Origin of the sequence: Haloarcula sp. CBA1129, from assembly GCF_008729015.1 — an archaeon.
Taxonomy (GTDB): domain Archaea; phylum Halobacteriota; class Halobacteria; order Halobacteriales; family Haloarculaceae; genus Haloarcula.
On record NZ_RKSM01000001.1, the window covers coordinates 1,830,731 to 1,856,644 of the forward strand.

The 25,914-nt window shown below is 54.3% G+C and carries 16 protein-coding genes and 9 pseudogenes; 10 read left to right on the forward strand and 15 right to left on the reverse strand.

Going from position 1 to position 25,914, the window contains the following annotated elements:
• Positions 1–4 precede the first annotated feature (4 nt).
• Both Har1129_RS09045 and Har1129_RS09050 read left to right on the forward strand, forming a co-directional pair.
• Entirely contained in the window at positions 5–211 is a 207-nt protein-coding gene (locus Har1129_RS09045) for a hypothetical protein (RefSeq protein ID WP_151100360.1), read from the forward strand.
• A gap of 51 nt (positions 212–262) precedes the next feature.
• The gene (locus Har1129_RS09050; RefSeq protein ID WP_151100361.1) at positions 263–2,413 is read left to right on the forward strand and encodes a bi-domain-containing oxidoreductase; all 2,151 of its coding nucleotides are present in this window, start codon (positions 263–265) and stop codon (positions 2,411–2,413) included.
• 29 nt (positions 2,414–2,442) lie between these two features.
• Here the strand turns inward: Har1129_RS09050 and asnB (Har1129_RS09055) are convergent, their stop codons facing one another.
• The gene (asnB, locus tag Har1129_RS09055) at positions 2,443–4,293 is read right to left on the reverse strand and encodes an asparagine synthase (glutamine-hydrolyzing) (protein ID WP_151100362.1); all 1,851 of its coding nucleotides are present in this window, start codon (positions 4,291–4,293) and stop codon (positions 2,443–2,445) included.
• A 133-nt stretch (positions 4,294–4,426) separates the two neighbouring features.
• Between asnB (Har1129_RS09055) and Har1129_RS09060 the strand changes: the two genes are divergently transcribed.
• Positions 4,427–5,713 (forward strand): sulfatase, encoded by a 1,287-nt coding sequence (locus Har1129_RS09060; protein WP_151100363.1) that lies wholly within the window; start codon positions 4,427–4,429, stop codon positions 5,711–5,713.
• Between the two features lie 10 nt (positions 5,714–5,723).
• Here the strand turns inward: Har1129_RS09060 and Har1129_RS09065 are convergent, their stop codons facing one another.
• Entirely contained in the window at positions 5,724–6,917 is a 1,194-nt protein-coding gene (locus tag Har1129_RS09065) for a glycosyltransferase family 4 protein (RefSeq protein WP_151100364.1), read from the reverse strand.
• Between the two features lie 162 nt (positions 6,918–7,079).
• Here Har1129_RS09065 and Har1129_RS09070 point away from each other — a divergent pair, with 162 nt between their 5' ends.
• Positions 7,080–8,273 (forward strand): sulfatase-like hydrolase/transferase, encoded by a 1,194-nt coding sequence (locus Har1129_RS09070; protein ID WP_151100365.1) that lies wholly within the window; start codon positions 7,080–7,082, stop codon positions 8,271–8,273.
• Between the two features lie 43 nt (positions 8,274–8,316).
• Here Har1129_RS09070 and asnB (Har1129_RS09075) read toward each other — a convergent pair whose 3' ends face one another.
• The 4 genes and pseudogenes from asnB (Har1129_RS09075) to Har1129_RS09090 all read right to left on the reverse strand — a co-directional run.
• Positions 8,317–10,158 (reverse strand): asparagine synthase (glutamine-hydrolyzing), encoded by a 1,842-nt coding sequence (asnB, locus tag Har1129_RS09075; RefSeq protein WP_151100366.1) that lies wholly within the window; start codon positions 10,156–10,158, stop codon positions 8,317–8,319.
• A gap of 548 nt (positions 10,159–10,706) precedes the next feature.
• Positions 10,707–11,681: a glycosyltransferase gene (locus Har1129_RS09080; protein ID WP_191906113.1), complete on the reverse strand. Its 975-nt coding sequence runs from the start codon at positions 11,679–11,681 to the stop codon at positions 10,707–10,709.
• Between the two features lie 348 nt (positions 11,682–12,029).
• Positions 12,030–13,391 (reverse strand): O-antigen polymerase, encoded by a 1,362-nt coding sequence (locus Har1129_RS09085; RefSeq protein ID WP_151100368.1) that lies wholly within the window; start codon positions 13,389–13,391, stop codon positions 12,030–12,032.
• Between the two features lie 309 nt (positions 13,392–13,700).
• Positions 13,701–13,793 (reverse strand): annotated as a pseudogene (locus Har1129_RS09090) (IS5/IS1182 family transposase); the annotation flags it as partial.
• Positions 13,794–13,858: 65 nt separating this feature from the next.
• Between Har1129_RS09090 and Har1129_RS09095 the strand changes: the two are divergent.
• Positions 13,859–14,080: pseudogene (locus tag Har1129_RS09095) on the forward strand (transposase); the annotation flags it as partial.
• 5 nt (positions 14,081–14,085) lie between these two features.
• Here Har1129_RS09095 and Har1129_RS09100 read toward each other — a convergent pair.
• Both Har1129_RS09100 and Har1129_RS09105 read right to left on the reverse strand, forming a co-directional pair.
• Positions 14,086–15,189, reverse strand: coding sequence for an IS630 family transposase (locus tag Har1129_RS09100; RefSeq protein WP_151100351.1), 1,104 nt, complete (start codon positions 15,187–15,189; stop codon positions 14,086–14,088).
• 55 nt (positions 15,190–15,244) lie between these two features.
• Positions 15,245–15,388, reverse strand: a pseudogene (locus Har1129_RS09105) (IS630 family transposase); the annotation flags it as partial.
• A 46-nt stretch (positions 15,389–15,434) separates the two neighbouring features.
• On the opposite strand from Har1129_RS09105, the pseudogene Har1129_RS09110 reads away from it, so the two are divergent.
• Positions 15,435–16,298 (forward strand): annotated as a pseudogene (locus tag Har1129_RS09110) (IS630 family transposase); the annotation flags it as partial.
• On the opposite strand, the gene Har1129_RS09115 reads toward Har1129_RS09110, so the two are convergent.
• Positions 16,208–16,393, reverse strand: coding sequence for a hypothetical protein (locus Har1129_RS09115; protein WP_151100369.1), 186 nt, complete (start codon positions 16,391–16,393; stop codon positions 16,208–16,210). The pseudogene Har1129_RS09110 and the gene Har1129_RS09115 overlap by 91 nt on opposite strands.
• Positions 16,394–16,825: 432 nt before the next feature.
• Here Har1129_RS09115 and Har1129_RS09120 point away from each other — a divergent pair, with 432 nt between their 5' ends.
• The 3 genes from Har1129_RS09120 (at position 16,826) to Har1129_RS09130 (ending at position 20,736) form a co-directional block, all read left to right on the forward strand.
• Positions 16,826–17,101, forward strand: coding sequence for a hypothetical protein (locus Har1129_RS09120; RefSeq protein ID WP_151100370.1), 276 nt, complete (start codon positions 16,826–16,828; stop codon positions 17,099–17,101).
• A 345-nt stretch (positions 17,102–17,446) separates the two neighbouring features.
• Positions 17,447–19,021: a hypothetical protein gene (locus tag Har1129_RS09125; protein ID WP_151100371.1), complete on the forward strand. Its 1,575-nt coding sequence runs from the start codon at positions 17,447–17,449 to the stop codon at positions 19,019–19,021.
• A 176-nt stretch (positions 19,022–19,197) separates the two neighbouring features.
• Positions 19,198–20,736: an HAD-IIA family hydrolase gene (locus tag Har1129_RS09130; protein ID WP_225307791.1), complete on the forward strand. Its 1,539-nt coding sequence runs from the start codon at positions 19,198–19,200 to the stop codon at positions 20,734–20,736.
• 224 nt (positions 20,737–20,960) lie between these two features.
• Here the strand turns inward: Har1129_RS09130 and Har1129_RS09135 are convergent.
• The 6 genes and pseudogenes from Har1129_RS09135 to secY form a co-directional block, all read right to left on the reverse strand.
• Positions 20,961–21,077: pseudogene (locus tag Har1129_RS09135) on the reverse strand (IS5/IS1182 family transposase); the annotation flags it as partial.
• Positions 21,078–22,373: 1,296 nt separating this feature from the next.
• Positions 22,374–22,576: pseudogene (locus tag Har1129_RS21345) on the reverse strand (hypothetical protein); the annotation flags it as partial.
• 206 nt (positions 22,577–22,782) lie between these two features.
• Positions 22,783–22,998: pseudogene (locus Har1129_RS20955) on the reverse strand (IS6 family transposase); the annotation flags it as partial.
• Positions 22,995–23,378 (reverse strand): annotated as a pseudogene (locus Har1129_RS21350) (NAD-dependent epimerase/dehydratase family protein). The pseudogenes Har1129_RS21350 and Har1129_RS20955, both read right to left, overlap by 4 nt.
• A gap of 15 nt (positions 23,379–23,393) precedes the next feature.
• The gene (locus Har1129_RS21355; protein ID WP_370455408.1) at positions 23,394–23,636 is read right to left on the reverse strand and encodes a hypothetical protein; all 243 of its coding nucleotides are present in this window, start codon (positions 23,634–23,636) and stop codon (positions 23,394–23,396) included.
• A gap of 270 nt (positions 23,637–23,906) precedes the next feature.
• Positions 23,907–24,989 (reverse strand): annotated as a pseudogene (gene secY, locus Har1129_RS09155) (preprotein translocase subunit SecY); the annotation flags it as partial.
• A gap of 163 nt (positions 24,990–25,152) precedes the next feature.
• Between secY and aglF the strand changes: the two are divergent.
• Entirely contained in the window at positions 25,153–25,908 is a 756-nt protein-coding gene (gene aglF / locus Har1129_RS09160) for a UTP--glucose-1-phosphate uridylyltransferase AglF (RefSeq protein WP_151100372.1), read from the forward strand.
• The last annotated feature ends 6 nt before the right edge of the window (positions 25,909–25,914 follow it).

Sequence of the window (25,914 nt, forward strand, 5' to 3'; positions counted from 1 at the left end):
GGTGATGACCGAGACAGTGTCAGTCCCCGACGACCTGTACGAACAGTGCCGCCGGAACATCTCAGGAACGGAGTTCGAATCGGTTGACGAGTATGTCCAGTTCGTCCTCTCGGTAGTGGGCGAACCGGCCTCGGAAAACGCTGCCGACTCCTCGGCCGACCGCGAGGTCGACAAAGACCAACTAGAAGCGCTCGGCTATCTCGACCGATAAGTTCAGGGGGCGACTTGCGCAACCGTTCTCCATGAGGTCGGACACGAGTCAATGAAGCAAGTTATACAGGACTACGGGAGCGGTGAGTTACAAGTCGTCGAGGCGCCACGACCGAGCGCCAGCCCGACTGGTATCGTCGTCCAGACGCATCACTCCGTGGTCAGTGCTGGCACCGAGCGTTCGATGATAGAGTTCGCCAACAAGAACCTACTGCAGAAGGCACGGGAACGTCCGGATCTGGTCAAGCAGGTCGTAGACAAGGCGAAGACGGACGGTATCTTGGACGCGTACCAGTCTGCTACACACCGACTCAACCAACCGGTCCCACTGGGGTACAGCTGTTCGGGTGAAGTCGTCGCCGTCGGGGACGAGGTCACCGAGTTCTCCGTCGGTGACCGGGTTGCCTGTGGCGGGGCCGGCCACGCCTCACACGCCGAAGTCGTGGCTATTCCGCGGAATCTGGCGGCACACATCCCGGACGGCGTCTCGACGAGAGACGCCTCCTTTATGACGCTCGGCGCTATCGCACTGCAGGGCGTGCGTCGTGCCGACCTCACACCGGGGGAGAGGGTCGGGGTCATCGGCCTCGGCCTCGTCGGCAAGCTCGTCGTGCAGATACTGGACGCCTACGGCTTCCCGACGATCGGGATGGATATCGCACACCGACAAGTCGAGGCTGCGGCCCCGCTCGGCCTCGACGCGGGCCTGACAATTGGTGCTGACGATGTCGCGGAGTCCGTCAACAACTTCACCGACGGTCACGGACTGGACGCGGTTGTTATCGCCGCCGGGACCGATAGCAACCAGCCGGTCGAACTTGCGGGGTCTCTCTGTCGAGATCAAGGGACCGTCTCGGTAATCGGTAACGTCAGTATGGATCTCCCCCGTGACCCGTTCTTCGAGAAGGAACTCGACTTCGGCGTGTCCCGGTCGTACGGTCCCGGTCGGTACGATAGGATGTACGAGGAACAGGGACTTGACTACCCGTTCGGTCACGTGAGGTGGACAGAGAACCGAAACATGTCAGAGTTCCTCCGGCTCTTAGCGGAGGAATCCGTTGATGTCGCGCCGTTAGTAACGCACGAGTTCCCGTTCGAGGACGCCTTGGCGGCCTATGACCTCATCTTCGACGACGAGAGTGACGAGGACGTGACGGGAGTGGTCCTCCAGTACGACTCCAAGCAGGAGCACAGCGACCGATTACAGTTCCGTCACTCCACACCACAGCCGCAGGACAGCGTCGGTGTCGGCCTCGTGGGCGGTGGGACGTTCGCTGAGGGAACGATTCTGCCAGCGCTCGAGGGGTTGGACGTATCACTGGTCGGCGTCGCGACATCGTCGGGGACGAGTTCGCGTCACGTCGCCAAGAAGTTTGGTTTCGAGTACGCGACGACCGACTACACACAGGTTGTCTCGGACGACGACGTGGACCTCGTTGTCGTCGCGACCAGAAACAATCTCCACGCCGATATCGCCGTTGAGGCACTCGATCAGAACAAGGACGTCCACGTCGAGAAACCACTGGCGCTCAACAGAACAGAATTGCGAGCCGTCGCAGACGCCGCTCGAGATTCGGCGGGCCGACTGATGGTCGGGTTTAATCGCCGGTTCTCACCGATGTCGACCAGAATCAGAGAAGAGCTCTCGAACCGGTCAACACCGCTGATGGTGAATTACCGCGTGAGCGTCGACCGGCTGCCGTCCGACCACTGGGTCCAAGACCCCGAGGAAGGTGGTGGGCGAATCGTCGCGGAACTGTGTCACTTTGTTGATTACCTCCAGTTCATAACGGAGTCAGTCCCTGAACGACTTACCGCCACGCCGATTACTTCCGGGGGGGCACACAGCGGCGAAGACAACATAGACGTGACGGTGTCGTTCGCCGACGGCTCGGTCGGAAACATCCTGTACACGACACTTGGCGACCCCTCATCGCCAAAAGAGTACGTAGAGATATTCGGTGAGCAGGAGACGCACACGATAACGAACTACAAGACCGGCAAGATTATTCCCCTGTCACAGGAAAAAGGCCACGAACAGCAGTTTGAGGCGTTTATATCCTCAATTCGGGAGGGGGAACCGTCACCGATTCCGACCACCGAACTCGTCCGAAGCACGCTGATGACCTTTGCAATCCAGCGGTCTGTTCGCGAGAACCGGACGGTCACACTCTCAGAGATGGAGCTGTTCGAGACGGGGTAAGAAATCATCCCGACACCGTGACCCTGTGTTCACGAGGATTCCGGGACGGTCACGTCGAACTCCATCAGCCAGAGCCAGAGTGTGTACACGTTCCATATTTTCATCGCGTTCTGTGCCGCCTCGCGGTAGTGGTCATCGATGATCTTCTCGACGTAGTCGGTGTTGAACAACCGCTGCATACGGTCGTCGTTGACGAGTTCGGACAGTTCGTCACGCATCTCCTCGGTGTCGAGTATCTTTTCAATGGGGAATCCAAACCCTTCTTTCTTGTACTCGACGAACTCGTCGTCAAAGAGACCACGCGCGACCTCACGTAGCGGCGTTTTCAAGCCGTCTGCCATCTTTTCGGCCAGCGGTTGTCGGAAGTACTCTGCTGCGATGTGATGTGAGGCGAGGGGAACACGGACCTCGACCCCGGCCACCATGCTCGCCTTGTCGGCGTACATGAAGTTGTGGCTGGCCAGAAAGCCCCGGAGGTCGAGAAACTGAAGCTGTTCGGCCCGCGAGTCGAAATTCCGGTCGCCAAGCAACTCGTCGATTCGGTCCGCGTAGTCCTCGTGCCAGTCAGGGCGATCGAGTAGGGCCCCGATTTCTTCGCGGCTGAAGTAGTACGAGAGGCTGTGATAGTTGTCCGGTGTCGGAGAGCGAAGGTACCGCGCCGTCCGTCCGAGGTTCCTACGGATGTCGCTGTCCCGGTCCGGGTAGAGGGTCGCTGCCGCGCTCGCACCCGGCCAGAGCCAGCGAAGGTACCGCTGCCACCGGATCACCTTCATCCGGCGATAGCCGGCGAATATCTCGTCACCACCCATGCCCGAGAGCATCACGCGGATATCCCTGTCACTGGCCTCGCGTGCGAGTAGGTATGCCGGGATGATGGCGGGGTCGGCGATGGGCTCGTCCAGATAGTATATCATCTCCTTGTAGAGGTCGACCATCGACTGGTCTGGCGTGAAACTGTGTAAGTCGAACGGGTACGAGTCGTCGAGTCGCTGGAGGTTCCGGTACTCCGCACCCTCGTTCCGTTCGTCATCACGGAGATGTAACGCAGTTAAATCCGGGTCAATGTCGGTCGCGTAGTGAGCGATGAGCGACGAGTCGATTCCCCCGCTCAGGTACATTCCGACGGAGACATCGCTACGCATTTGTTCGTCGATAGTCGTCTCCAACAACGTTGAGAGGTCGTCCCGCGACGCAGTCGGCGGTTTCGTGTCCGAGATAGGGTCCCAGTACCGATGGTGCTCTGTACTACCTTGGGAACAGTCGATACTCACGTACGTACCGGCCGGCAGTTTATAGATATCCTCGAACAGCGTATCCGGTTCGTACACCCAGTGATTGGCAAGGTACTCCCCGACCCTGTCGCGGCGGATGACGGCGTCGACATCCGTCCCGGAGAGGATTGCCTTGATTTCAGAGGCAAAGATGAACCGCTCCCCGTCGTCGACAAAGTACAGCGGTTTGACTCCGAGTTGGTCACGACAGACGTACAGTGACCCCGTGTTCTCGTCAAGCAACGCGAACCCGAACATTCCATGGAGACGTTGTAAGAGCGAGTCCAGCCCCCACTCCCTGTATCCCTTCAGCAACACCTCCGTGTCAGTGGTGGTGTCGAACGCGTAGCCGGCCGACTGCAGTCGTTCGCGTAGCTCACGATAATTATACACCTCGCCGTTGAAAGTGATGCTCACCTTGTCGTCGTGCATCGGCTGTCGGCCCTGTTCACCGAGTCCGATGATACTTAGTCTGGTGTTACCGAGGTAGATATCGGCACCGTCGACCGTCGTCGTGTAGTGGTCCTGCGAGTCTGGACCGCGGTGTGATAGGCAACGCTCGACTCCGGCCGTAATATCTGTATTAATTGCGCCGACGATACCGCACATGTACTGAGTACTCGCTAGTCGATACTTATAACATATGCGGTGTTCCTTACCGGGTGAGGCAACGGTTGCAGCCGTCCAGCACGCGTCTGAGTCAACCGTACAGTATATATGGAGCTACTGTTTGTGTTCAGACATGGCTGTAGAGCTGCCGAATATCGTTCTCCTTACTATCGACGCCCTCAGAGCGGACCACCTGTCGGGCCACGGCTACGACCGGGACACGTCACCGGAACTAGACGCGTTGCTGGAAGACGGTCTTTGGTTCGACACCGCATTCAGCGCGAGTTCGCACACCGCCGAGGCGGTCCCATCGATACTGACCGGGCGTTATCCCGACGAAGCGATAAACACGAACTACCGTCTTGATACGTCTTCTATCGCTGAGCGGCTTACCGAAAAAGGATACGCGACCGGCGCTTTCCACTCAAACCCGTACGTCTCACGGGCGTACGGCTACGGAGCCGGGTTCGACGAGTTCGACGACGATCTCTATCTGAGCCATCACAAGTTCCTCGCGCTCTTCCAACGACTGCTCGATATCATCAGGAACAAGCACTACGCGAGTGCCGAAGCGATAAACGAGCGGTCGCTGGCGTGGATAGACTCTGTGGACGACGGGCCGTTCTTCTGCTGGAACCACTACATGGACGTCCACGGCCCGTACCAGCCGCCGGCCGAACATCAACGTCGATTCCACGGGGAAAGCGTCGAGGACCGTGACCTCCACCAACTCTACAAGCGGTCCGTTTCGGACCCGAAGTCCATCACCGACGAGGAACACCGTATCCTCTCCGACTTCTACGACGGTGAGATTCGATACACCGATGAGATGCTCGCGGCATTTCTCGATTCGCTCGCGCAGCGGGACCTGCTGGACGATTCCGTAGTCATCATCACCGGCGACCACGGCGACGGCTTCGCTGAGAATGGATACTACGCTCACCCGAGGACACTGGACGACGAACTGCTTCGCGTGCCACTCATCGTACTCGGGTTGGACGAGCAGCCGGCGCGGGTCTCGGTTCCGACGAGCACGCTCGACATCGTGCCGACCATTTTGTCGGTACTCGGAAAACCGGACTCAACGCTTCCCGGCGACTCCCTCGAAAAAATCGCGCAGGATCCGGAGTCCTACCGCAACCGACACGTCTTTTCGCAGGTGCGGGGTGATGAAGATGATAACAAGGGCAACCTCCGTCGCTTCCGAATCCAGGACGGGACCAACGCGCTGGCGCTCGAACGTGATATCCAGACGAACGAGGTAACGGTCGCACCGGACAGCAGCCCCGACCTTGCGGAACCGCTGGTCGAACACAGCGAGCGCCGAATCGCGACCCACGGTGATGCCGATAGCAAGCGCGAGGAAGTCGACGTTGACGGCGACATTCAGCGCCGTCTCGAAGCGCTTGGTTACAAATGACGCGTTCCATTCATCGATCGCGTGAGATGCTGAGTTCGTCGTAGATAGTGGTATACTTGGCGTAGTTGCCGTACATATCAAACCGCTCGGCAAAGACCTCTCTCGGCATCGCCGGTGGATTGCTCGTCGCCCGCGTGACTGCGTCACCGAACGCCATCGCGTCTTCTCGGTCGACAAGATAACACCCCGGGAGGTCGCGAAACGCGTCCGCGATACCGGCGACATCTGCGGCTATTATCGGTGTCCCCATCGCACACGACTCTTGCAGTATCCGAGGAACCCCCTCAGTCTTCGACTCAGAGAGGAGAACGGTCGCGTCCGCTTGCGCGAGCACACCGGGGACTGATTCGAACGGAACTGCTTCCGAATGGATTACGACTCGGTCGCTGACAGCTTCACCGAGCCCTTTGAACGTTTCCTCAAAGGCGTCGTCACGAAACTCACCGATAAACACGAACGTGACATCATCGGGGAGTTCCTTGGCGGCCGCTTCGAGCAATCGAAGTACTTGGTCTGGCCCTTTCTTCGGAATCAGGGTCGAGAGATAGAGCACGATGTCGTCGCTCTCGTCCAGTTGCTGTCCGACCTCGTCCGGAAACGACGGGCGAACGACCCCAGGATCGAACAGTTCGAAGTCAACGCCCGTTGGGACCGTGGTGAACGTCGCGTCCACGTCACAGGTGTTCTCAACGAACGATACCTGATATGCAGACTTCGTGACGATATGGTCAGCACTCGAGAAGACAAACTCTGTCATCGATTGGAGAATTCGGTGGCTGACCCGGGCGGTCAGTTTGTCCGATCGCTCGAACTTCGAGTCCTTGAGCCCCCGAACGCTTACTACGAGGGAGACTCCACATACGCGAGAAACTACCGCCCCCGCCATCCCACCGAGCGCGTAATCGAGCGCGTGGACGACCGGCGGTAGCTCACCGCGGAGGTACAACACGAACATCAGGAGAATCGCCCCGAGGACGTGGACCGGGAAGACGAGTGGCTTGAGCCAGTTCGGTCTGACGAACCGCCCCCGTGTAGGCCAGATATCGTATGTCCGTACGTTGTCGAGAGTACTGAGCCCCCCAGATTGCTGGGGTGGTCTCGGTCGGACAAGTACCACCCCGTCGGTGTTCGCGGCGATCGCTTCGACCCGCTCGTCGAAGGTCTGTCGCCAGCCGTTGAGTTTCAGTAAGAGTACTCGTGTCATCTGTGGCTGACCGTATACTTGTGCATTGATACTGGCATAGAAACAAGTTACGAGCTAGCTGCCAATGTATTGAGCGGATTTCAACCTGCCACTGTTGGAGTGACCGTCTCGGCGGGGGTGGTAAGTCGTAGACGTTATCCCACATTAGTGATATCCGCACTTATGGACGGGCTCACAGAGCAGAATATCTCTAACGTCTTTCTCTACATCGGTGATGCGGTCCGGTGGGATTCGCTCCCGGAATCGATCGCCGACCGAGGACAGACGTATAAAACGGTCGCCGCGAGTATCCACACCCCGACGAGTTTCTCCTCTATCGTGACCGGGCTGCATCCGCCCCAACACGGGGTTAGGCAGTTCGGTGATAGCATCCACGCCGATGTCCTGTCGCTGTTTTCACTTCCAGGCGTGCACTCGGCATTCGCAAACACAATCAACGAAGCATTCAACGAGAATCCCGACAGTGAGAGTATCCTTGACGAGACGCTGGCGACCACGGAGTCCGATCCTGACTTGATAGCTGACATCGAACCGCCGTTCGTCTTCGTTGAACGAGGCCCCGGTGGGCACGCACCGTACGGGTCGTTCCCTGGCAATGGTTGGGAGTACTATCGGGAGCGGCAGGCAGCGCCGACGTCGACTTACTGCGACGAATATCGAGTCGGCGTTGAGCGCGACCGTCAGTATTTCGAGTCACGGATAGCCGAGCTAGAACGGCGTGGACTACTCGATGACACACTGATCATCTACACCAGCGACCATGGCGAACTGCTGGGTGAAGGCGGTTGTCTCGGTCACAATGCGCCGATACATCCAAAGCTCGCCTACGTCCCAACGGTGTTCATCCATCCCTCGTTCGAGTCCCGCCGCGTCACCGCGGGACTGCTTCGTCATGTGGATCTCTTCCCGACGATTGCCGCCCTGATAGGCGACGCTGTGCCCGAATTACCTGGTATAGACCTCACCAGTGAGCGCCTTGCTGACCACGGTGCATGCTTTTATCGAAAGGGCTACGTCGCCGGAGCACCCCTGATTTCCGGCGAGTCAGTGTACGAATCCGTCTGGGATACTGATGGAGGGTATGTATATTCCCGCACCGGACGGCTGAACCGTTTCGCCATCATGTGCGGGAAGTTGCTGAAAAGCGCGAAACGCGAATACATGCGCCGTCACCTCAAAAAGGTGGTTCCGTTCCACCTTGCTGGGGCCCGACGCTATGGAACACCAGGTGTTACGTCAAATCAGTGTCAGTCAACGCTGGAGACCATCCACGACCTCCCGAAAGCGAAGACAGTCGCGAATACGCTCGACAGTGCTGCGGAAGCACGACTCCGGGAACTCGGGTATTTGCGTTAGGCGTTCACAGTTGCTAGCTCCTATTTGAATTACTGCGAACCGGTCAGGAGACAGTTCTGGCTTGGTCCCGTTTGTGCGGCCGAACGACAAGATCGTACCAGCCGACGTAGTTGACGATTTTCCAGAGTGCGAGGCCACGGTCACGATTGTTGTCGCAGTGGTCAGTGTAAATAGACCGGACTGCAGTAGCATCGACGTGTGGTGTCTGTCGTAGCATATCTGGAGTGAGCCAGCGCGTGAGTCCCTCGTATTCTGCTCTGAACCAGTGGTGAATAGGGAGATTGAACCCCTGACTCGTGCGCTGTAGGGTTCGCTCGGGCAATAGGTCGCTCACTGCGTTCCGAAGCAGCGGTTTGTACGTCCCGTCAAATCGCTGGTCAGTCGGCACCTGATGGACGTACTCAACTAGTTCGTGGTCGAGGAATGGGGTGCGTGCTTCGAGCGAAGCCTGCATGGTAGCGAAGTCGACCTTGTGCAGTAGTTTGCTAGGGAGGAGATAGGATAAGTCGAACGTTAGTTGTCGGTGGAGATACTCCGACTCGGCTGATTCAAGCGAGCGCTGTATCAGATCAGGAAGGTTACCCTGCCCCTCCGTAGCAAGATACTCGTCCGGTGGCCGCGAAAAATTCCCTGCCACCTCCGCGATAAGCTTTTCATCGCTTCCGAGCGATGATAGGTATCGGAAGTGGCGCGGTTTGATTGGTGAGTGCGTGGCGACTGGCTTGAGAGCCGTAAAGAGGCTCTCGGGTAGTTTCGCGGAGATACGCCGGTGTCGTTCGACCATCTCGTGGTACGGTGACCCACCGAACAGCTCGTCGGCTCCTTCGCCGCTCAACACGACTTTCACGTCCTCACGTGCTCGCTTGGAGAGCAACAGCGTCGGGAGGATAGCGGGGTCTGCCAGCGGTTCACTGTAAGCCGAGATTATGCGTGGAAGGATATCTACAGCGGACATGTCTACCGTTAACTCGGTATGGTCCGTTCCAAAATAGTCCGAAACGTACCTTGCTTCGGCGCTCTCGTCGTATTCTGCTTGTTTGAAGCCGACAGAAAACGTCCGAACGTCGTCCTTATGTTCCGTCATCAGTCCGACGATGGCCGAGGAGTCGAGACCGCCCGACAGAAACGCGCCTACTGGGACATCAGCCTGTAGTCTCTGTTCGACGGATTTCTCGAGCAGTGACCGCACCGTCCGGGAAGCGCCTGTCCGAGTAACAGTGGTCGCGGGCGGTGACCAGTACTGACGCTGTACACGACTGCCGTCGGATAAGAGGAGAGAGTTTGCTGGTGGCAGTTTCTCAATCCCCGAGATCAGCGTCTTCGGCCACGGTGAGAACCCCAAATTGAAGTAATCCGACAGCGCACTCTGATTGACCGTTGGTTCTACCCCTGCGCGGAGGAGTGGTTGCAGTTCGCTCGCCCACGCGAAACTGTCCTGATTCGTCGTCACGAAGAGCGGTTTGATACCGAGACGGTCACGGGCGAGAAAGAGGCACTCCTGCTGCTCGTCCCAAATCGCAAACGCAAACATTCCGTTTAAATAGATTGGTAGCTCCTCGCCGTACTCCTCCCAGAGATGGACGAGTACCTCGGTGTCGCTGTCAGAAGTGAACCTGTGTCCGGATGCTTCTAGTGTCTCACGCAACGACTGGTAGTTGTATATTTCCCCGTTGAACACCGCGACAACTGTCCCGTCCTCGTTGTACACCGGCTGTGCCCCGTTCGACAAGTCGATGATTGATAACCGTCGCATTCCCATCGCTATGCCGTGCTTCCCGTCGACGTGGTAGCCGTCGTCATCAGGACCGCGATGCGTGAGACAGTCAACCATCCTATCAATAGTTCCCGCTTCTATGTCTCCGTAGAGACCAGCAATACCACACATAGATATTGATACAGTATCGTTGGCCGGCTATATAATTCGCGATACAATAGTTATTCCGAGAAGTGCATCATGGAAAAATGTCGACATCCACTGATATTCGACTATACAACACGGATTTTGAATCTGCGTCTAATATGCTGTGTTGGATTACAATCTAATCGTCTGACACCGCGGGTTAGATTGATGAAGACCAGAGAACCTGTTTTTTGACTCCATAGACATCAATGTTTTCGACCTCATTGAGTAGTGTCGGCATCTAACTAAGTTGGGAACCTCGCGGACGAGCCCGCTACCGGGTGGTTATACCCTTGACGCATGTCGTTCTTCACTGTTTTCAGCTCAAAGACGTCCACAGCTACTGTGAAGCGCCGAATTGACTGAAGCATACGGCCGAGATCTGTGACACGCTCGGCTCGGATTGGGACAATCTATCAGCGCTCACAACGATATACAAATCATTCGACAGCCTGACCATGAGATATGCGCTATTGATTACACCACACTGGTTGCAATTTGCTTATTATCCCTCTTAACGGATATATATTCACTCAGTCTGACTCAAGGACCTCTCGTAACAGTTCAACACTCTCTTCAGTCCAAAATTCATCTTCCGTCACCAACTCTCGACCACGATTCCCGAATGTACCCCTACGTTTCGGGTTTTCAATCAACTCTTTGAGGTATTTGATCCATTCCTCCTCAGTGCTCGCGTGGAACCCAGACTCCCCATGACGGACGATGTTTTTCAAGTATGAGACAGGTGTTACTACGACCGGAATCCCCAGTGCCATCATTTGTACGACCGATGTAAATCCTCCCTTCGAATTCGCCCATTCAGTGTCAGAGAGGGGTCGAACCCCAATATTTATTTTTGATAGGTAATCAAGCTCCGAGTCTAGGCTCCACTCTCGGTATGTTACGTCGTTTCGATCTACAAGCGGGGTGACCGGTTTTTCACCCGCTGTAATAATGTCTAATGTCGCATCGTCATACTGATTCAGCACCACCTCCAGAGGGCCAGTTATCGTTGCGAGATACCGGAGATTCTGTGGGTTTCCAATCCATCCGATCCTCGGTGGTTCGCCATTAGCCTCTTTTCCATTCCAGTAATGATCATATTTCTGTTTTGGTAGTGGAGTTGGAAGACAGTACACCTCATCCGAGTAATTACCGGCATATGTTTGAAGCTCGGGACTCCCAGCTATGACTGTGGACGCTGTTCGGATTAAATTATTAAAATCTTCTTTACGTTTCAGTGAAATAGACTCCCATACTGGGCCAGTGTATATTGCGTCATCAAAATCATACACTATTCTTTTACTCAACTTCTCCAGAAGTGTTACGTACAAACGCGGCAGCGGAAGCCTGTGTATAAACACAACATCGTAGCGGGGTGCTCTACCGAGTAGATCTAATGCAAAATATGCTTTTTTGAGCCGATTAGACCTGAAACCAATTTGTCTAGTACCTTCAAGGGATACAACATCACAGCGGATGCCACTCTCTTCTAGATGGGGAATCATATTTAGGACACGCAACCGGGTACTTGCTGATTCTCTAGTTCCAGGAACAGCAAATAGTACATTCATAAATATATTATATTTTTCATATTAATGGATTAGTAATAGTCGCCGCATCCCCATTGCTAGATTATACCCCGAATCGACGTGGTAGCTATCACTATCGAGGCCACGATATCTGAAACAATTCACCACCCTATTGATAGTTCTTATCTCGATATTTCTGAAGACACCAGCCATACCACACATATCTACCGGAACAGTATCGCCGGTCGGTTATATAATCCGCGGTACAACTGTCTTCTATAGGGATGTCACCGGTAGACGGGATAGTAGAGCACCGACAGTTGGCTATACTACACGGAAATCGGACTCTTCGTTGAGTATTATATAATGTGTAAACAAAACTATAAATAGTATCCGCCAGAACGACGGGTGACTAAATCGATTACTGACGAAGGATAACAACAGCGATGCACCGATGGCAGCGTACACGAATAGGTAACCGATTTCGCCGCTCTGTCGCAGCCTATTATAGATATATGTGGAGATGAACCCAAGGGTCAAGCAACCGACAAGAATACCCATTATACCAAAATCGAGATAAAAATCAGTTATGTACGTCGGGAATACACCAAAAGAGCCGTAGAACTCCTGCTCGAATCCCCGCTGCTCCCCCAGTAGCGATTTCATAGGCGGAAAGAAACTGTACAGCCCATATGAAAGCTGAGTACCGTACGTGAAATCAGACACCCTGTTCGTGATAATCTGTATATTTCTAAACCCCGGCGCGATGTAAACATACAGCGTAGCCAACAATGAGTTATCAAACGGGACTCGAATGTTATTTGCTTCGAGCAATGCACTCCCAACTCCAAATCCGCTCCGAATCGAGCCAATAATTGAGAATATCAGTACTGTGAATCCGCCGAACGCCACCGCCTGTGACAGCCGAATTCTCTTCATCTGACTGTAGCAGACGACTAAGATGAGGAGGAAGAATAGTGGAGCCATTCTAGCCAACCGAAGTGAGAGGAACACGAAGCTAAGTACCGTTAGCAATAGATACAGCCGCCGTGGTTTGTCCAAAAAGAGGACAAACGAGATGATACCGACAGCAGTCACCGGATAGAGGAACAGATTATATATGACGGGTACGAACAGATTGTGTCTGTAGCTGTTCGAGTCCCGGAGAAAAGCGTTTATGCCACCGACGTTTTGAAACATGTAGGCAAAAACGACCCCCCCAATAGCCATGTAGACTCCGAGGACAACTATCGTGCGTTCTTCACTCCACGGGACTCGGATCGAACTAGCTCGGCGAACGACACCAGTTACTCTGTTGGCGAAGTAACAGCCGACGAAGAACAAAAGCGCGCTTGCGTATATTATGTAGTACGTCTGTAATGTAAGGTCCGGTTGTATCGAGGGGGCCATCAGATGGAGTTCGTACACCGCTAGCGCACCAAACCACGAGATGCCTAACAGTGACATCGGGGAGAAAATATCGTCATACACCCAGATAGAAACGAGCAGAGAGAGGACAGTCGCAGTGATAGCGACGAACAACGGAAAGCTAAACCAGTATATCAGAACGACACAGCAGATACCCAAGACAGAGCCGAAATTCAGCGCGTTCTTTTCTACATTTATCGACATATATGCTGGATGTATAGCTTGGGAGATGTATCGGTCTGATCGCTGCTCTTCCACTTGCGCATTACGACGATACTCTAACTGGGAATCTATGTATATAAGAAATTTTGGTATCGAGAACACGACTGCTGATGGATGCTACATCATCCTGTGCTGGTACCAGTGGGCGTTCAACGGTCCGGACGGGGATTCATTATTACAACCAGTGCACAGTGAATTTGGTGAACGCTATTTGTAGTCTCGGGCGACAAAAAAAGCCAGCATTCGCGTTCGGATGTTAAATATCGTCCCACATTTAGCGGAGAATTTGCACACATGTGAAGTCATCTCTATGGGCTGTGTTGAATCGCCATACTGTAGTAGATTTCACTGTTTCACGGCACGCTTGGTGTTGTATACGACACACATCAGAGCGATTTCTCGGAACTCACGGAACCAGGAACGCGCTCGCACGGCGAATAGTGATTCGCAGGAGCTTTGGGTAGACTCAGTGTTATCGAAGTAATGTCGGGAGAGAAAGAGAGATCGTCCGTCACCTCAGTGAGGACGATCTTGATCGCTTGCAAAAAGAGACAGACGACGCAAAGATCAGCAAGCGACTGACGTTCATCAAGCGGCTCTACAAAGGCGCGACGATTGAGGGAGCCGCTGACGATGTCGGGATGTCTCAATCAACTGGCAGTCGCTGGGTTACCCGGTGGAATAAGGGAGGGATTGGCCTGCTCACTCCGAACTTCGGGGGCGGTAGTACCTAGCGTAACTTTTGAAGATAACTGCCGAGATGATTGTCGATCCAAGAGGCCGCGAAACTCAGCTGAGCTGTGAGCTTCTCAAAGAGTTCGGTGAGGAGAGCGCGGTATTCTGCCGCGTTCTCCACAATCAACGGTGACGCTTCCCATTTCAGACTCTTCCAGACCTGCTCGATTGGGTTGAGATCCGGTGAGCCAACGGGGAGAAACACGAGGTCAATCCCGAGTTGATGGGCTCGCTTGCGTGTATACTCGCACACGTGTGAAGAGAAGTTATCCAAAACGAGCAGAATCCGAGCCAGCGGATTCTGCTCGCGGATCCCCTCGAGACACTCGCAAATTCGCTCTTTCTCCTGAGTGGTTGGAAACTGAAGTACACTCTCACCAGAGAGTGCATAGAACCCGACCGCTGGTTCGTCTAACTTCACCAGCGGTCGGGTGATGTGAGGGTCGTCGACGGTGTAGAGTCGCTGTGAGTTGTCCCACGGTTGCGGATGCGATGTGTCGAGGAATCCAAGTACAGTTCCACCGTCCGTACGGATCTCTTCGTCAACGACCCAGCCTTCCTCGTCGTCTCCATCGCGTTTGTTGTGGGGCTCATCAGACCCCTCGTCGAACACGTCGCTGACGCGTTCGTCGAGGATCTCTTCGGCATTCTCTGGCCGTGATGGACGCTTAGTCCGTGGAATTGCGTAGGAGAGGCCGAGCTTTTCGAGGAATGTAGTGAGGTGGGCTGGGTGAAATTCAACGTCGAACTCCTCGTTGATGAGGTGCTGTATCTCCTGTTTCTTCCAGGGTTGGCCCTCACGGAGCAGGTCCAGGAGGCGTTCTCGTTGGGCTGGGCCGAGCTTCGGGGGCCTGCCGCCCCCGAAGTTCGGCATCAAAAGTCCGAGACCACCCTTGTTCCACCGACGAGCCCAGCGTGTTCCTGTTGCGGAGGACCTGCCGACGTCGTCGGCAGCGTCCTCCAGGGTCGCCCCCTTGTACAGCCGCTTAATGAAGATCAGCCGCTCAGTGAGTTTCTCATCCGTAGACTCTGTGAGGAGTCGATCGAGATCGTCCTCACTGAGGTGACGAACGATCTCTTTGCGGCGATCTCCAGACATACTCATACATCATATTCCACCTTCATAACTTCCACTAGCCACTATCGTCGGCAGCGTCCTCCAGGGTCGCCCCCTTGTACAGCCGCTTAATGAAGATCAGCCGCTCAGTGAGTTTCTCATCCGTAGACTCTGTGAGGAGTCGATCGAGATCGTCCTCACTGAGGTGACGAACGATCTCTTTGCGGCGATCTCCAGACATACTCATACATCATATTCCACCTTCATAACTTCCACTAGCCACTATTCAGCCCCCGAAACTCGACGAAACCGAACAACAACGCTTCCTGGACCTTCTTGAAGAGGGTGAGCCTTGGACAAAACCGGAGATTCACCATCTTCTCAAGCAAGAATTTGATGTCGAATATCATCCGAATCATCTCCCGCGAGTACTCGACAAACTTGGTGTTTCCCACGCTGTACCACGGACAAAGAGGCCTGATCGACCCGAGAACGCAGAGGAAATCCTCGACGAACGCGTTGCCGACGCGTTCGACGAGGGTGATTCTGCTGATCCACACAACAAGCGTTCTGAAGACGACGGTGAACAAGAGTGGACTGTTGATGAAGACGTTCGGACTGATGGAGGGACTGTCGTGGGGTTTTTTGATATCTCACACCCGCAACCATGGGATAACTCACAACGACTCTACACGGTGAGCGAGCCGACAATCACCCGGCCGCTGGTGAAAATCGAGACACCAGCGGCCGGGTTCTACGCACTCACTGGCAATAGTGTGCTCAGTTTTCCCCTTGATCAGACAAAGGAACAGATTTGTGACTGTCTTGATCGGATTCGCGACCAGAATCCCGGCAATCGGATTCTGGTCGTGTTGGATAATTTCTCATCGCACGTCTGCGCGTACACGCGGAGACGTGCTCATAAGCGTGGGATTGATCTCGTATTCTTACCTGTCGGCTCACCAGACCTCAATCCGATCGAATCAGTTTGGAAAAGCCTTAGATGGGAGTCTTCTCCACTCGTTGTCGAAGACGAAGATGAGTATCGGTCACTCCTTGATCAGATTTTCACAACACTCACCCAGAGGCTGAGCTTTGCGACCTCTTGGATCACTAACCACCTGAGTGAATACATCCAAAAGTTGCGCTGATCACTATCGACGCGAACCTCTTCAGTAATCTCACCAGCTTCGACCATTACTGCCACCTGTGCGTACCGTTTGTGGACATCAATTCCGAGGTACATAGTCTGTTCTCCCGGGACGTCAGTGCGTGAAGCAGAGATTCACCTATTCGGGCTTTCCCGGATGCCGCGCCCCGAGGCATCCGGGCTGTAACGCCCATGACTCGGCTTCTTTCGCACACGGACCAGTCAACAGGACGTGCTCTTAGGCACGGAATAGATGTCGGTCTCTTGCGCCCCATGTCTTAATTCACGCTCTCATGGCGTAGCAGCTTTTCCATCGAATCAACAGAGCAATACGAACCGTACTGGAACGCGGGCCATGCCGATGACTCGAATGTCACGAGAAGTTGGATCGGGAACCCACAGAATCTCTACTATCTACAGCAGTTCAGCGACCCCATCACAGCCGTCTTGGACGCCTTTCCGTAGGTTTCTCTCGACGTTATCACCGCCGAAGAACACGAACATTCACCTCTCGTCGACCGTGGCGACGTGTCCTACAAGACATGGCATCTCGCCCGTGAGTTTGGGTACATTTCGAATACTGATATCGCGATTCGACCGCTTTTTGACGACGGGTGGACGCGTGACAAAGGGGGTTACTTCAGTCGTCTTGGCGATGCACTGGAACTCCCCGTCCTCGTCACCTCCGTCAGTTACCTCGGGGACATCATCGGGGACGGCACATCCGGATTTCACGCCACGACTGAGGTAGACTGGGAGTCGTATCTCTGCCGGTTGATTACGAACAGGAACGAACGGATCTAGATGGGACGGAACGCCCGAAACCGGGTGGACAAGCTGAACTTCTGGACGGCCGATAGGGCCGCAGAACTAGCCGAGATACTGCACAGCGCCTGGCAGCGAAACGATTGACCCCGCGGCCCGACCGAGAACTCGCTATCCAGCGGTACCGGACGGCCGTATCGACAGCTTGGTGCGATGACCGGCCAGCCAGAAATAGATACATCTTTGTAGGCCGGTTAATTAGCCTAGGTACGATATCGTGAACGTCTCACAGTCGTATCCGAGTGACATGCGCGTATGTCCTGTGACCAATCGACGTACACATGAATTATCTCCGTAGACCGATGTACACAGAGGAATAGTATCATGCCATTGGAAAATATCATATCTAAGAATCCTGCTAGCAAACGGAAGAGTATCCACAACATCGACCACATCACGGACCTCGAAACGGTCATTCGTGAGGCAGGGGTCGAGAAGAGCGATATTTGCCTCATCGGTAGTACTACCCTCGCGTACCACAACATTCGAAAGAACAAGGATATCGACTTCGTGGCCACGGAGCGAGCAAGGGAGTCGCTTCGTGAGTTGGCGGACGAATGGGACGGGGCTACGGTCGAGAGTGACGGCCAAATTCTCTTCTCCGACGCGATCGAACTATCTCGTCCGAACCGGTTGGACGTTATCGGTCACTCCGACGACGATCTGATTCACGACGATAGCAATCACCTCACGTCGAACGGGTACAAGATACTGCGCTTGGAGATTTTGTTGGCTAGAAAATGGGATAGGCGTCGTGGAAAAGATCTAGACGACGTAGAGCTGATAAAAGAATCCGGCTATCTCCAGGGTGAAGACTGGAACTGGGATCTTGTAACGATTACGCCTCCGTGGGATAACACACAGCGCTCGACGCCGCTCTCGGCGCTAATCGACACCGGACTCACTACGTTGCGAGAGGAAGGGATACTGACGACGTCGAAAGAGACGACAGGGTACGTACTTTCGCGCATGCCAGCGACGTACTCGAACCCCGTCAGATTGCTATGGCAGCAATTGAACCAGCACAGACAACTCTGGACCGCGGACTTTACAGTCGAGTCGCACTATCCCGTTCCCGACCTGCTTACCGACCAATTTAACGCCTGCGGCACCTTCGAGTGCGAAGATCTCATATGTTCGATACTCGCGATGGAGGGAGACAGTCGGTTCGAGAGTATGCGTTCCGATTCTTGGGGGTCACAGGATACCGGCGTCGTAGTTTCGGCTGATGGCAAAGTCCTCGACGGTGTAGATCAGTTAGCGCGACACATCGTTCAAACACCGCCTGTCCGCGAAACCGGCTACAAGAACACGATAGAGATGTCGGTACGTAACGAGCCGAATCCACCGGTTCGGTCAACGGACTGGGTCGTCGAGCAGTTCGGCAGCGACGCGGTGGCGGCCGTCGACGCCCGCCGGGAACAACTCCTCGAAGAAACAGGAACGGCGTTCTACGCCATTCTCTGGCCTGCTATCCAACCACACGCCGACGACATAATGAACGACATTGGAGATGTCACGGAGATACTCGACAGGGAGTCGTACGACATCGAGCGCGGGTTTTCGGAGTTTGTCAAAGATTTATACGGTGTCGATAGTAGGACTGACGAGTGGCGAATAGACAACAAGATACACGAGTTGCGAAAGCACGGGACGGAGATAATCGTGCTGACGTTGAACATACCAGACCCCGAATTCAGGACGGCCGAAACGCCGCGGCTATCGAACGTCACTCGGGAGTTAAAATACGCCTGTCGCCAAGAGTACCAACACGTAATCGAGGATTACTCGTTCGACGTTATCGTCCATATGTCGGACAACTTCCGGCAGAACTGTCACATATCGAGCGTTATCGGGAACATCGGAGGCGGCGCCTACAAGCCGCATAAGCTACGGTAGACTGGTCCGGTGGTATAGCTCGTACAGCGAAACGTACGGGCCTCGGAGAGACACAGCAGCCGGTTGTATGAAATCGGTATTCGAAGTGAGGCGACTGCAAAGATGCAGTACCGGATTCGATTGAAAATCCTGACGTAATCGGGAGATGATGCGTTACTTCATAAAGCCAAGATTATATGGACCCAGCAATAGTGAGAAGTATAATGAAAGCTGTTATACTAGCAGCGGGAGTTGGCAGCCGGCTACGGCCTATAACACTCGAAAAGCCCAAACCTGCAATCGAAGTCAACGGGGCGTCAATTCTCGAACACCAACTACGTGCGTACGGTGACGCCGGTATCGACGAAGTCTACGTTGTCACTGGCTATATGTCTGGAGATGTCCGTTCGGTATGCAAGCGAGTAGAGAAAGACCTTGACGGGGTGACGATCGAGACAATAAAAAACGATATCTACGCGAACACCGAGAATATGTACTCCTTATATATCACCGAAAGTGAACTCCGTGGCGAGGAGTTCTTACTGAGTAACGGGGACGTCGTCTTCGATAGGTCGATTCCGGACGGGATGGTTTCAGAGAGTAACGAGGCAAGTTATATTGCCTGTGACCCCGCAAATTACTCGCAGGAGTCTATGAAAATCGCCGTCGAGGACGACAGAGTGGATCGGATATCGAAGAATATCGAAGAGGGTGACGCGTTCGCCTCATCGATAGATCTCTACTATTTCAACGCCGCGTTCTCGAAGCGACTCTTCCAAGAAATCGAACAAAATTCCAAAAACGAGAGCTCTTACTCGGGGTGGACTGAGAAAGTGATAGATGACTTGCTTGGCGACAGTAACCTATCAGTTCGACCGTATTCTATAGGGGAAAAAAACTGGGTCGAGATAGACGACCGTTCCGATCTTCTCTACGCGGACCGAACCTTCGCCCCCGACGTGAAGTTAGGTGACAAAGAGGCAGTTTTCTTCGATTTGGACGGCACGCTTTACTTAGGCGATAGCCCGGTAGACGGGGCTATGGAAGTAGTCAAATCCTTGAAAAGTTCTGGAGTCGAATTATACTATATTTCGAATAATTCGTCGGGATGGAAGGACCAGTACGCAGCGAAACTCGAATCGATGGGTATTGAGGCCAACCCGGACGACATCATTCTATCGACTGACGGGGTTATCAACTACCTCAAAAACGCCGATGCGACCGAGACGTACGTCGTGGGGACGGAAGCGATGCGGGATGCTATCGAGTCTGAAGCCATAAACCCGGTGTCTGATTCCCCGTCACACGTGGTCGTCGGGTTCGATAAAGAACTGACATACGAGAAGATAAGGAAAGCGGCTCTAATGATACAGAACGGGGCAGAGTTCCTCGTCGCACATCAGGACGAGGTCTGTCCCACGTCTGCGGGGAACATACCTGACTGCGGGTCGATGGCTGCGTTGTTCGAAACGGCTACTGACCAGAACCCGGACCGGATATTTGGGAAACCGAATGAGGAGATGCTGACACATATTATTCAGGAGAAAGGGTACACGAGCGACGATATCGCTATCGTCGGTGATAGGCTTCAGACAGAGATAGCACTGGCTGAGCGGCTTGGCTGTGATTCCATCTGCACACTGTCGGGGGATGCGACGAGAGAAGGCATTGAGGCCTCTTCTATCGCGCCGACAGTCATCTTAGAGAGTGTCGGCGGTTTGAGCGAGTTTATATGAACGTGGTAGTGACGTGCCAGGACCTGATTTTATCAACATTTTATCAATAGGGAGACAACGGTACCGTCTCTCAAACATCTTGCTCGTCTAGTGGGACTTCAGTCATGATCTGCTAGATTCCAGCCACAGACCGTCTCTTGGTTATATTTAGCAGTTCAGCATTGGAGAGGCACTAGATCCAAGTTCTATTTGAGCTGCCGTGTTGAATAGATGCTGAGTCACAGTTAGAGGGGCTCACAGAGCGATTCTATGTTAGAGGTGGCAAACATAAGGACGATCTCACGGAACTCTCGATACCATGCCTGCGCTCGCACGGCGTCGCCGAGCGAGCGCTTGAATGTCTCAACGAAGTCGAGGAGACCGACTTCCACCATATCCGACCTCCTCGGCTTCGTTCTTACTGATTTGACGGTCTATCCCGACGCCATCTGTCTATTCAACACAGCAATTTGAGCAGGTCTGTGAGTTGCATGGACACCAACCGCTATGGACTGCTCACTTCTCAAACTCCCTCAATTAGATAGTACCTGATAGATTATCAGGATATTCAATAGAGATTAACCAACAAGTTTATGTGTATCCATCGGGGATGGAAATTATCTGAGGTTAGATAATTGTCGCGACGACAAAGAACGGGCACAGCACAGTTTCTATGTGCGGCCGCCGGTGATTAATGACATACTCTGAGAACTCAAAGATAGGTTGGCTGGTTATGACGGCTGTCAAGAAGTCTCGAAAACTAAGCCGCTCCTCTTTGGTAGTCAACCTGTCTCACATAGTTGCCATCCGTATCGTCAAGGCTGTCCGAGGTTCGTACTGTTATCGATGGCTAATGAAAGAAATAGAACTGAGAGATACAATAGATAAATTTCATAAAACCCAGACAATCAGGTTGACGATGGCATTTGGAGAGGGAGTAGCCGAACCAGTAAAGCGGGCCTGTGGAACCTCCCGAACTATCGGGATGATACTAAAGATTACCGACCGTGTGAAATCAGCGTTACGAGATACTTTCTTAGACAAACAGGTTGACCCCCCCGAGCGTGGCTGAGCGTGCAAGTGCGATCCAGAGAATTATTCTGCAGACACACTCTTTGACAGATTCTGCAGCTTGTCGGTGTTCCGCCCCAGTTCGACAGCGGTGTAGTGCGACACCAACCGTAGATGCGTGTTCACTAACACCGCGGCAGCCTGTTCGTGGTTTCAGGGATCTCAAAAATGTGGTCAGCACAATAGGCCACGTCTGTCTATTGGTATCGCGACTATTAGTGTGTCCTGCGCTTCCACCTCTGTGAGGTTGCCCACAGTCTTGTGGGCCTTTCCACCGTTACAGATGACTACGGCAAACAACGGCGGATTCTCCGTGACCAACGCGATCAAACTGTGTTTCAGCTATCCCACAGAGAATAAAAATCGATTTCTCGTGCGAAGTGCTCTGATGGGATAAAAGCCCGCTAAGTCCCTAGAGTGCGTAAAGAGGAATTGGGTGGACGAAGGCCGATGTTTCAACAGCGTCTCAGAACGTGTGGCTCTGATTAGCCTGTGTGCCCAAGAAGCAACATCATGGGAGACCGCCCGACTGCCAGCGAGGATATCTCTCTGGATCTCGTCAAAGAAACACTTCTGGAGTCGTTTCTTTCGATCAGCAACTTCGATTCTGTGTTGATGGCGGCGTAGAGCCACTTCTTTTCGCCGTTAACCTCAATTTGTTTCTCGTCAACCCCGATCCATGACGGCTGCGCCGTCTTCAGAAATCGAAGCGTTCTGATGGGCTGCGGTAGCGCTGCACTCTTCCGAACATCGGTGGGTTGATCTGAACCTCAGACAGCGTATGGGCCCAGCATGCGTCTTTAGTTAATACTTTCAGTAATACATCTCAACCACGTTTTTCGGCAATATACAGCCTGTTCAGCCCTGCTATGGCGGAGAATTCTCAGTTGGGGACGAACCGTATTGCTCGATCTTGGGAGAGTGAGGACATCAGCCATTGATTTTCTCGCCCCAGTACTGATGTGCATAATTTGGGATATAGATATTACTGCTGAGCTTAGCTAAAGACGCATAATGGGCCCAGTTCCAGACCGTGCCGTGAGAGCGGTCGACATCCAGCAGGTCTAAGATCGCAACCGTCTCGCTGATCGATAGCCCCGCCGCTTGGAGACGCACCCCAAACTGACAAACTGGTGTCGGCGTGTGCTCGTTCTTTCAACCGTCTTGACTGTCCCCGTCCAACGGTTCGCTGAGGAGGTGTACGAGCTTCATTGATATGTGCCGTCGCCGTACACGACCGACTGGTCACCGTTCAGACAACGCGAGACGAAATTCGAGATGGCCATACGCATCCGCGGGCCGTACATCATAAAATAGCGCAACCCGACCGCTGACAGGTCATACACTTCGCTGTAGGCACAGGCGTACCGTTACGGCCGCCAACTTCGACATCCCGAGGGACTTACGGGCATTGCCGGGTGCTCCTCGTCGTAGGGGAGATACTTCGGGTTGCCGTAGACCGACGACGAGGCGATGACGACCCGTTCGATGCCAGTATCTTGGGCGGCGTCCAAGACGTTCAGCGTGCCATCGACATTGAGCTCGTCGTACTTGCGGGGATTCTCAATGCTCAGGCGACCGCCCACCTGCACGGCCTAGTGATAGACTTAGTCGGCCTCTTCAACTAAATCACTAACGAGGTCAGCGGCCCGAACGTCGCCTTCGACGAGTCGATACGAATCGCCGCCCTCGTTTGCACACTCGCGTTTGACTTCGACAGTGTGGTCCTTGATCCGTGTATCGTAGAATGGGTCGAAATTGCCCGGCTTGACGATATCGTGGCCGTTAGTGATGATCGCTACGCGAGATGGCCGCCGATGAATCCAGCGTCGCCAGTGACGAGCATTCACATTATCGGCTCCGAACCGTGCTACAGTAAAAGATCTACTGTATTCTCATCAATCGGAAGAAGAACCTCGTTTAGTTGCTGATTTGGGATAGTTTCATTACTTCCAACTCTTCGGAAGAGTCTCTCAGCGCACTCCTGACTCTTGAGATAGCAGCGGCTGGGTGAATAATGAATGTCGCTGAGAATCGATCCGCTCCTATGACGAAGGGGAAAGGATCGACCAGGAAGGACCGTCTCCGAGTCTCCCTCTGTTCTGTACTTGTTCTACAACTCAGCCAAACATCTGGCGCATCATCGGATGCATCTCCATGAGCTGCTCTTCGGCGATCTCCTCGTACAGCTTGTACGTGATAGAGACCGTCAGCAGCAGCCCAGTACCGGAGACGCCACCGATAGTACCCAGCATGTTGGCCATCACGGCCAGCAGCCCGACGAGCGCACCGCCGATGACAGTCACCTGCGGGATGTACCGCTCAAGCACTTTCTCGATGACGCCGACGTTCTGTCGGAAGCCGGGGATCTGCATCCCGGAGTTGTGGATCTGCTTGGCGGTCGCTTCCGGACCCATGTCGGTGGTCTTGACCCAGAACACGGCGAAGATGCCGCCGCCGACCAGCATGACGAACAGGTCGATCCCGACGCGGGTCAGGATCTGCCAGATCGGTTGGGTGGTCCCTTCGAGCCACCACATCCAGTCGCCACGGCTCTGGATGGGTGCGAGGAAGTAGAACAGGCCGCCCGTTGGCTGGCCGTTCGAATACGTCCCGAGGAACGCGGGCATCGAACCAAGCTGGGCGTTCAGGATCCGGCCCAGGAACTGGATGTTCGCCTGCAGCGCCCGGACGAGGATCATCGGCAGGACGCTCGCGTAGATGAGCTTGACCGGGAACCGGCCACGGGCTCCTTTCACGCGGGCGTTCGACAGCGGGATCTCGACGCGGACAGACTCGGCGTAGACGACCACCGAGAAGATCAGCAGCGTCGTGAACAGCCCCAGCAGTTCGCCCTGGAGCAACACGGTCTGGAGGCCATCAGCCGCCAGCACTGGCCCAGTGCCGCGCTGCCCGGTGATGAACAGATACCAGGTGTAGATGATGCCTTCGCTGTTGCCGATAAACGGCGTCGTCAGGACGCCCCCGACGAGTCGCTGGCTCACACCGGCGACAATGAACAGCCCGATACCGGAGCCGACGCCCCACTTGGAGATGACCTCGTCCATGAACAGGATGAGGACACCGCCGACGAATATCTGGCCGAAGATGAGCCACTGGACACCGAACGTTCCGATACCCAGCGAACTCGCGACGGCCGTATCAGCCGGGAGGAAGCCGCCGGCGAACACCATCGGCAGCCCGGCTGTAGTCTGCTCTAAAAACAAGTTTGTCGGGATTCAGGAAGTCCGCAACTGCAGTGCCCTCACGCTAGAACGTGGCTGACGTTCATTGGGAGTCGGTGGCTAAAGAGGGAAGAAGATAAATCGACAATAACTTTATCGGACGACCAACGAATGAAGATACATGAAAGCTGTCGTACTCGCCGCTGGTGAGGGGACACGTCTCCGCCCGCTAACCGAAGACAAGCCAAAAGGAATGGTAGAGGTCGCTGGGAAACCCATTCTGACACACTGCTTCGAGCAGTTGATCGAACTAGGCGCCGACGAACTTTTGGTAGTTGTCGGCTACAAAAAACAGGTTATCATCAATCACTACGAAGACGAATTCGAGGGCGTCCCAATCACGTACACCCACCAGCGTGAGCAGAACGGCCTTGCCCATGCACTTCTCACCGTCGAAGAGCACGTCAATGACGACTTCATGTTGATGCTCGGCGACAACATCTTCGAGGCGAACCTCCAAGACGTCGTCAATCGCCAGCAGGAGGAGCGCGCCGACGCCGCCTTCCTCGTCGAAGAGGTTCCGTGGGACGAAGCCAGTCGGTACGGTGTCTGTGATACCAACAAGTACGGGGAAATAACCGAAGTCGTCGAAAAGCCCGATGATCCACCATCCAATCTAGTGATGACCGGGTTCTATACGTTCACGCCGGCCATCTTCCACGCCTGCCATCTGGTCCAACCCTCGAACCGCAACGAGTACGAAATCAGCGACGCGATCGACCTCTTGTTGCACTCCGGGCGGACCATCGATGCGATCCGCATGGACGGCTGGCGGAACGACATCGGCTACCCCGAGGACCGCGACCAAGCAGAGGAACGCCTCCAGGGCGAAATCGATCCGGAGATGGCTGCCGAGAACATCGCCGCGAGCGAGTGAGTTGTT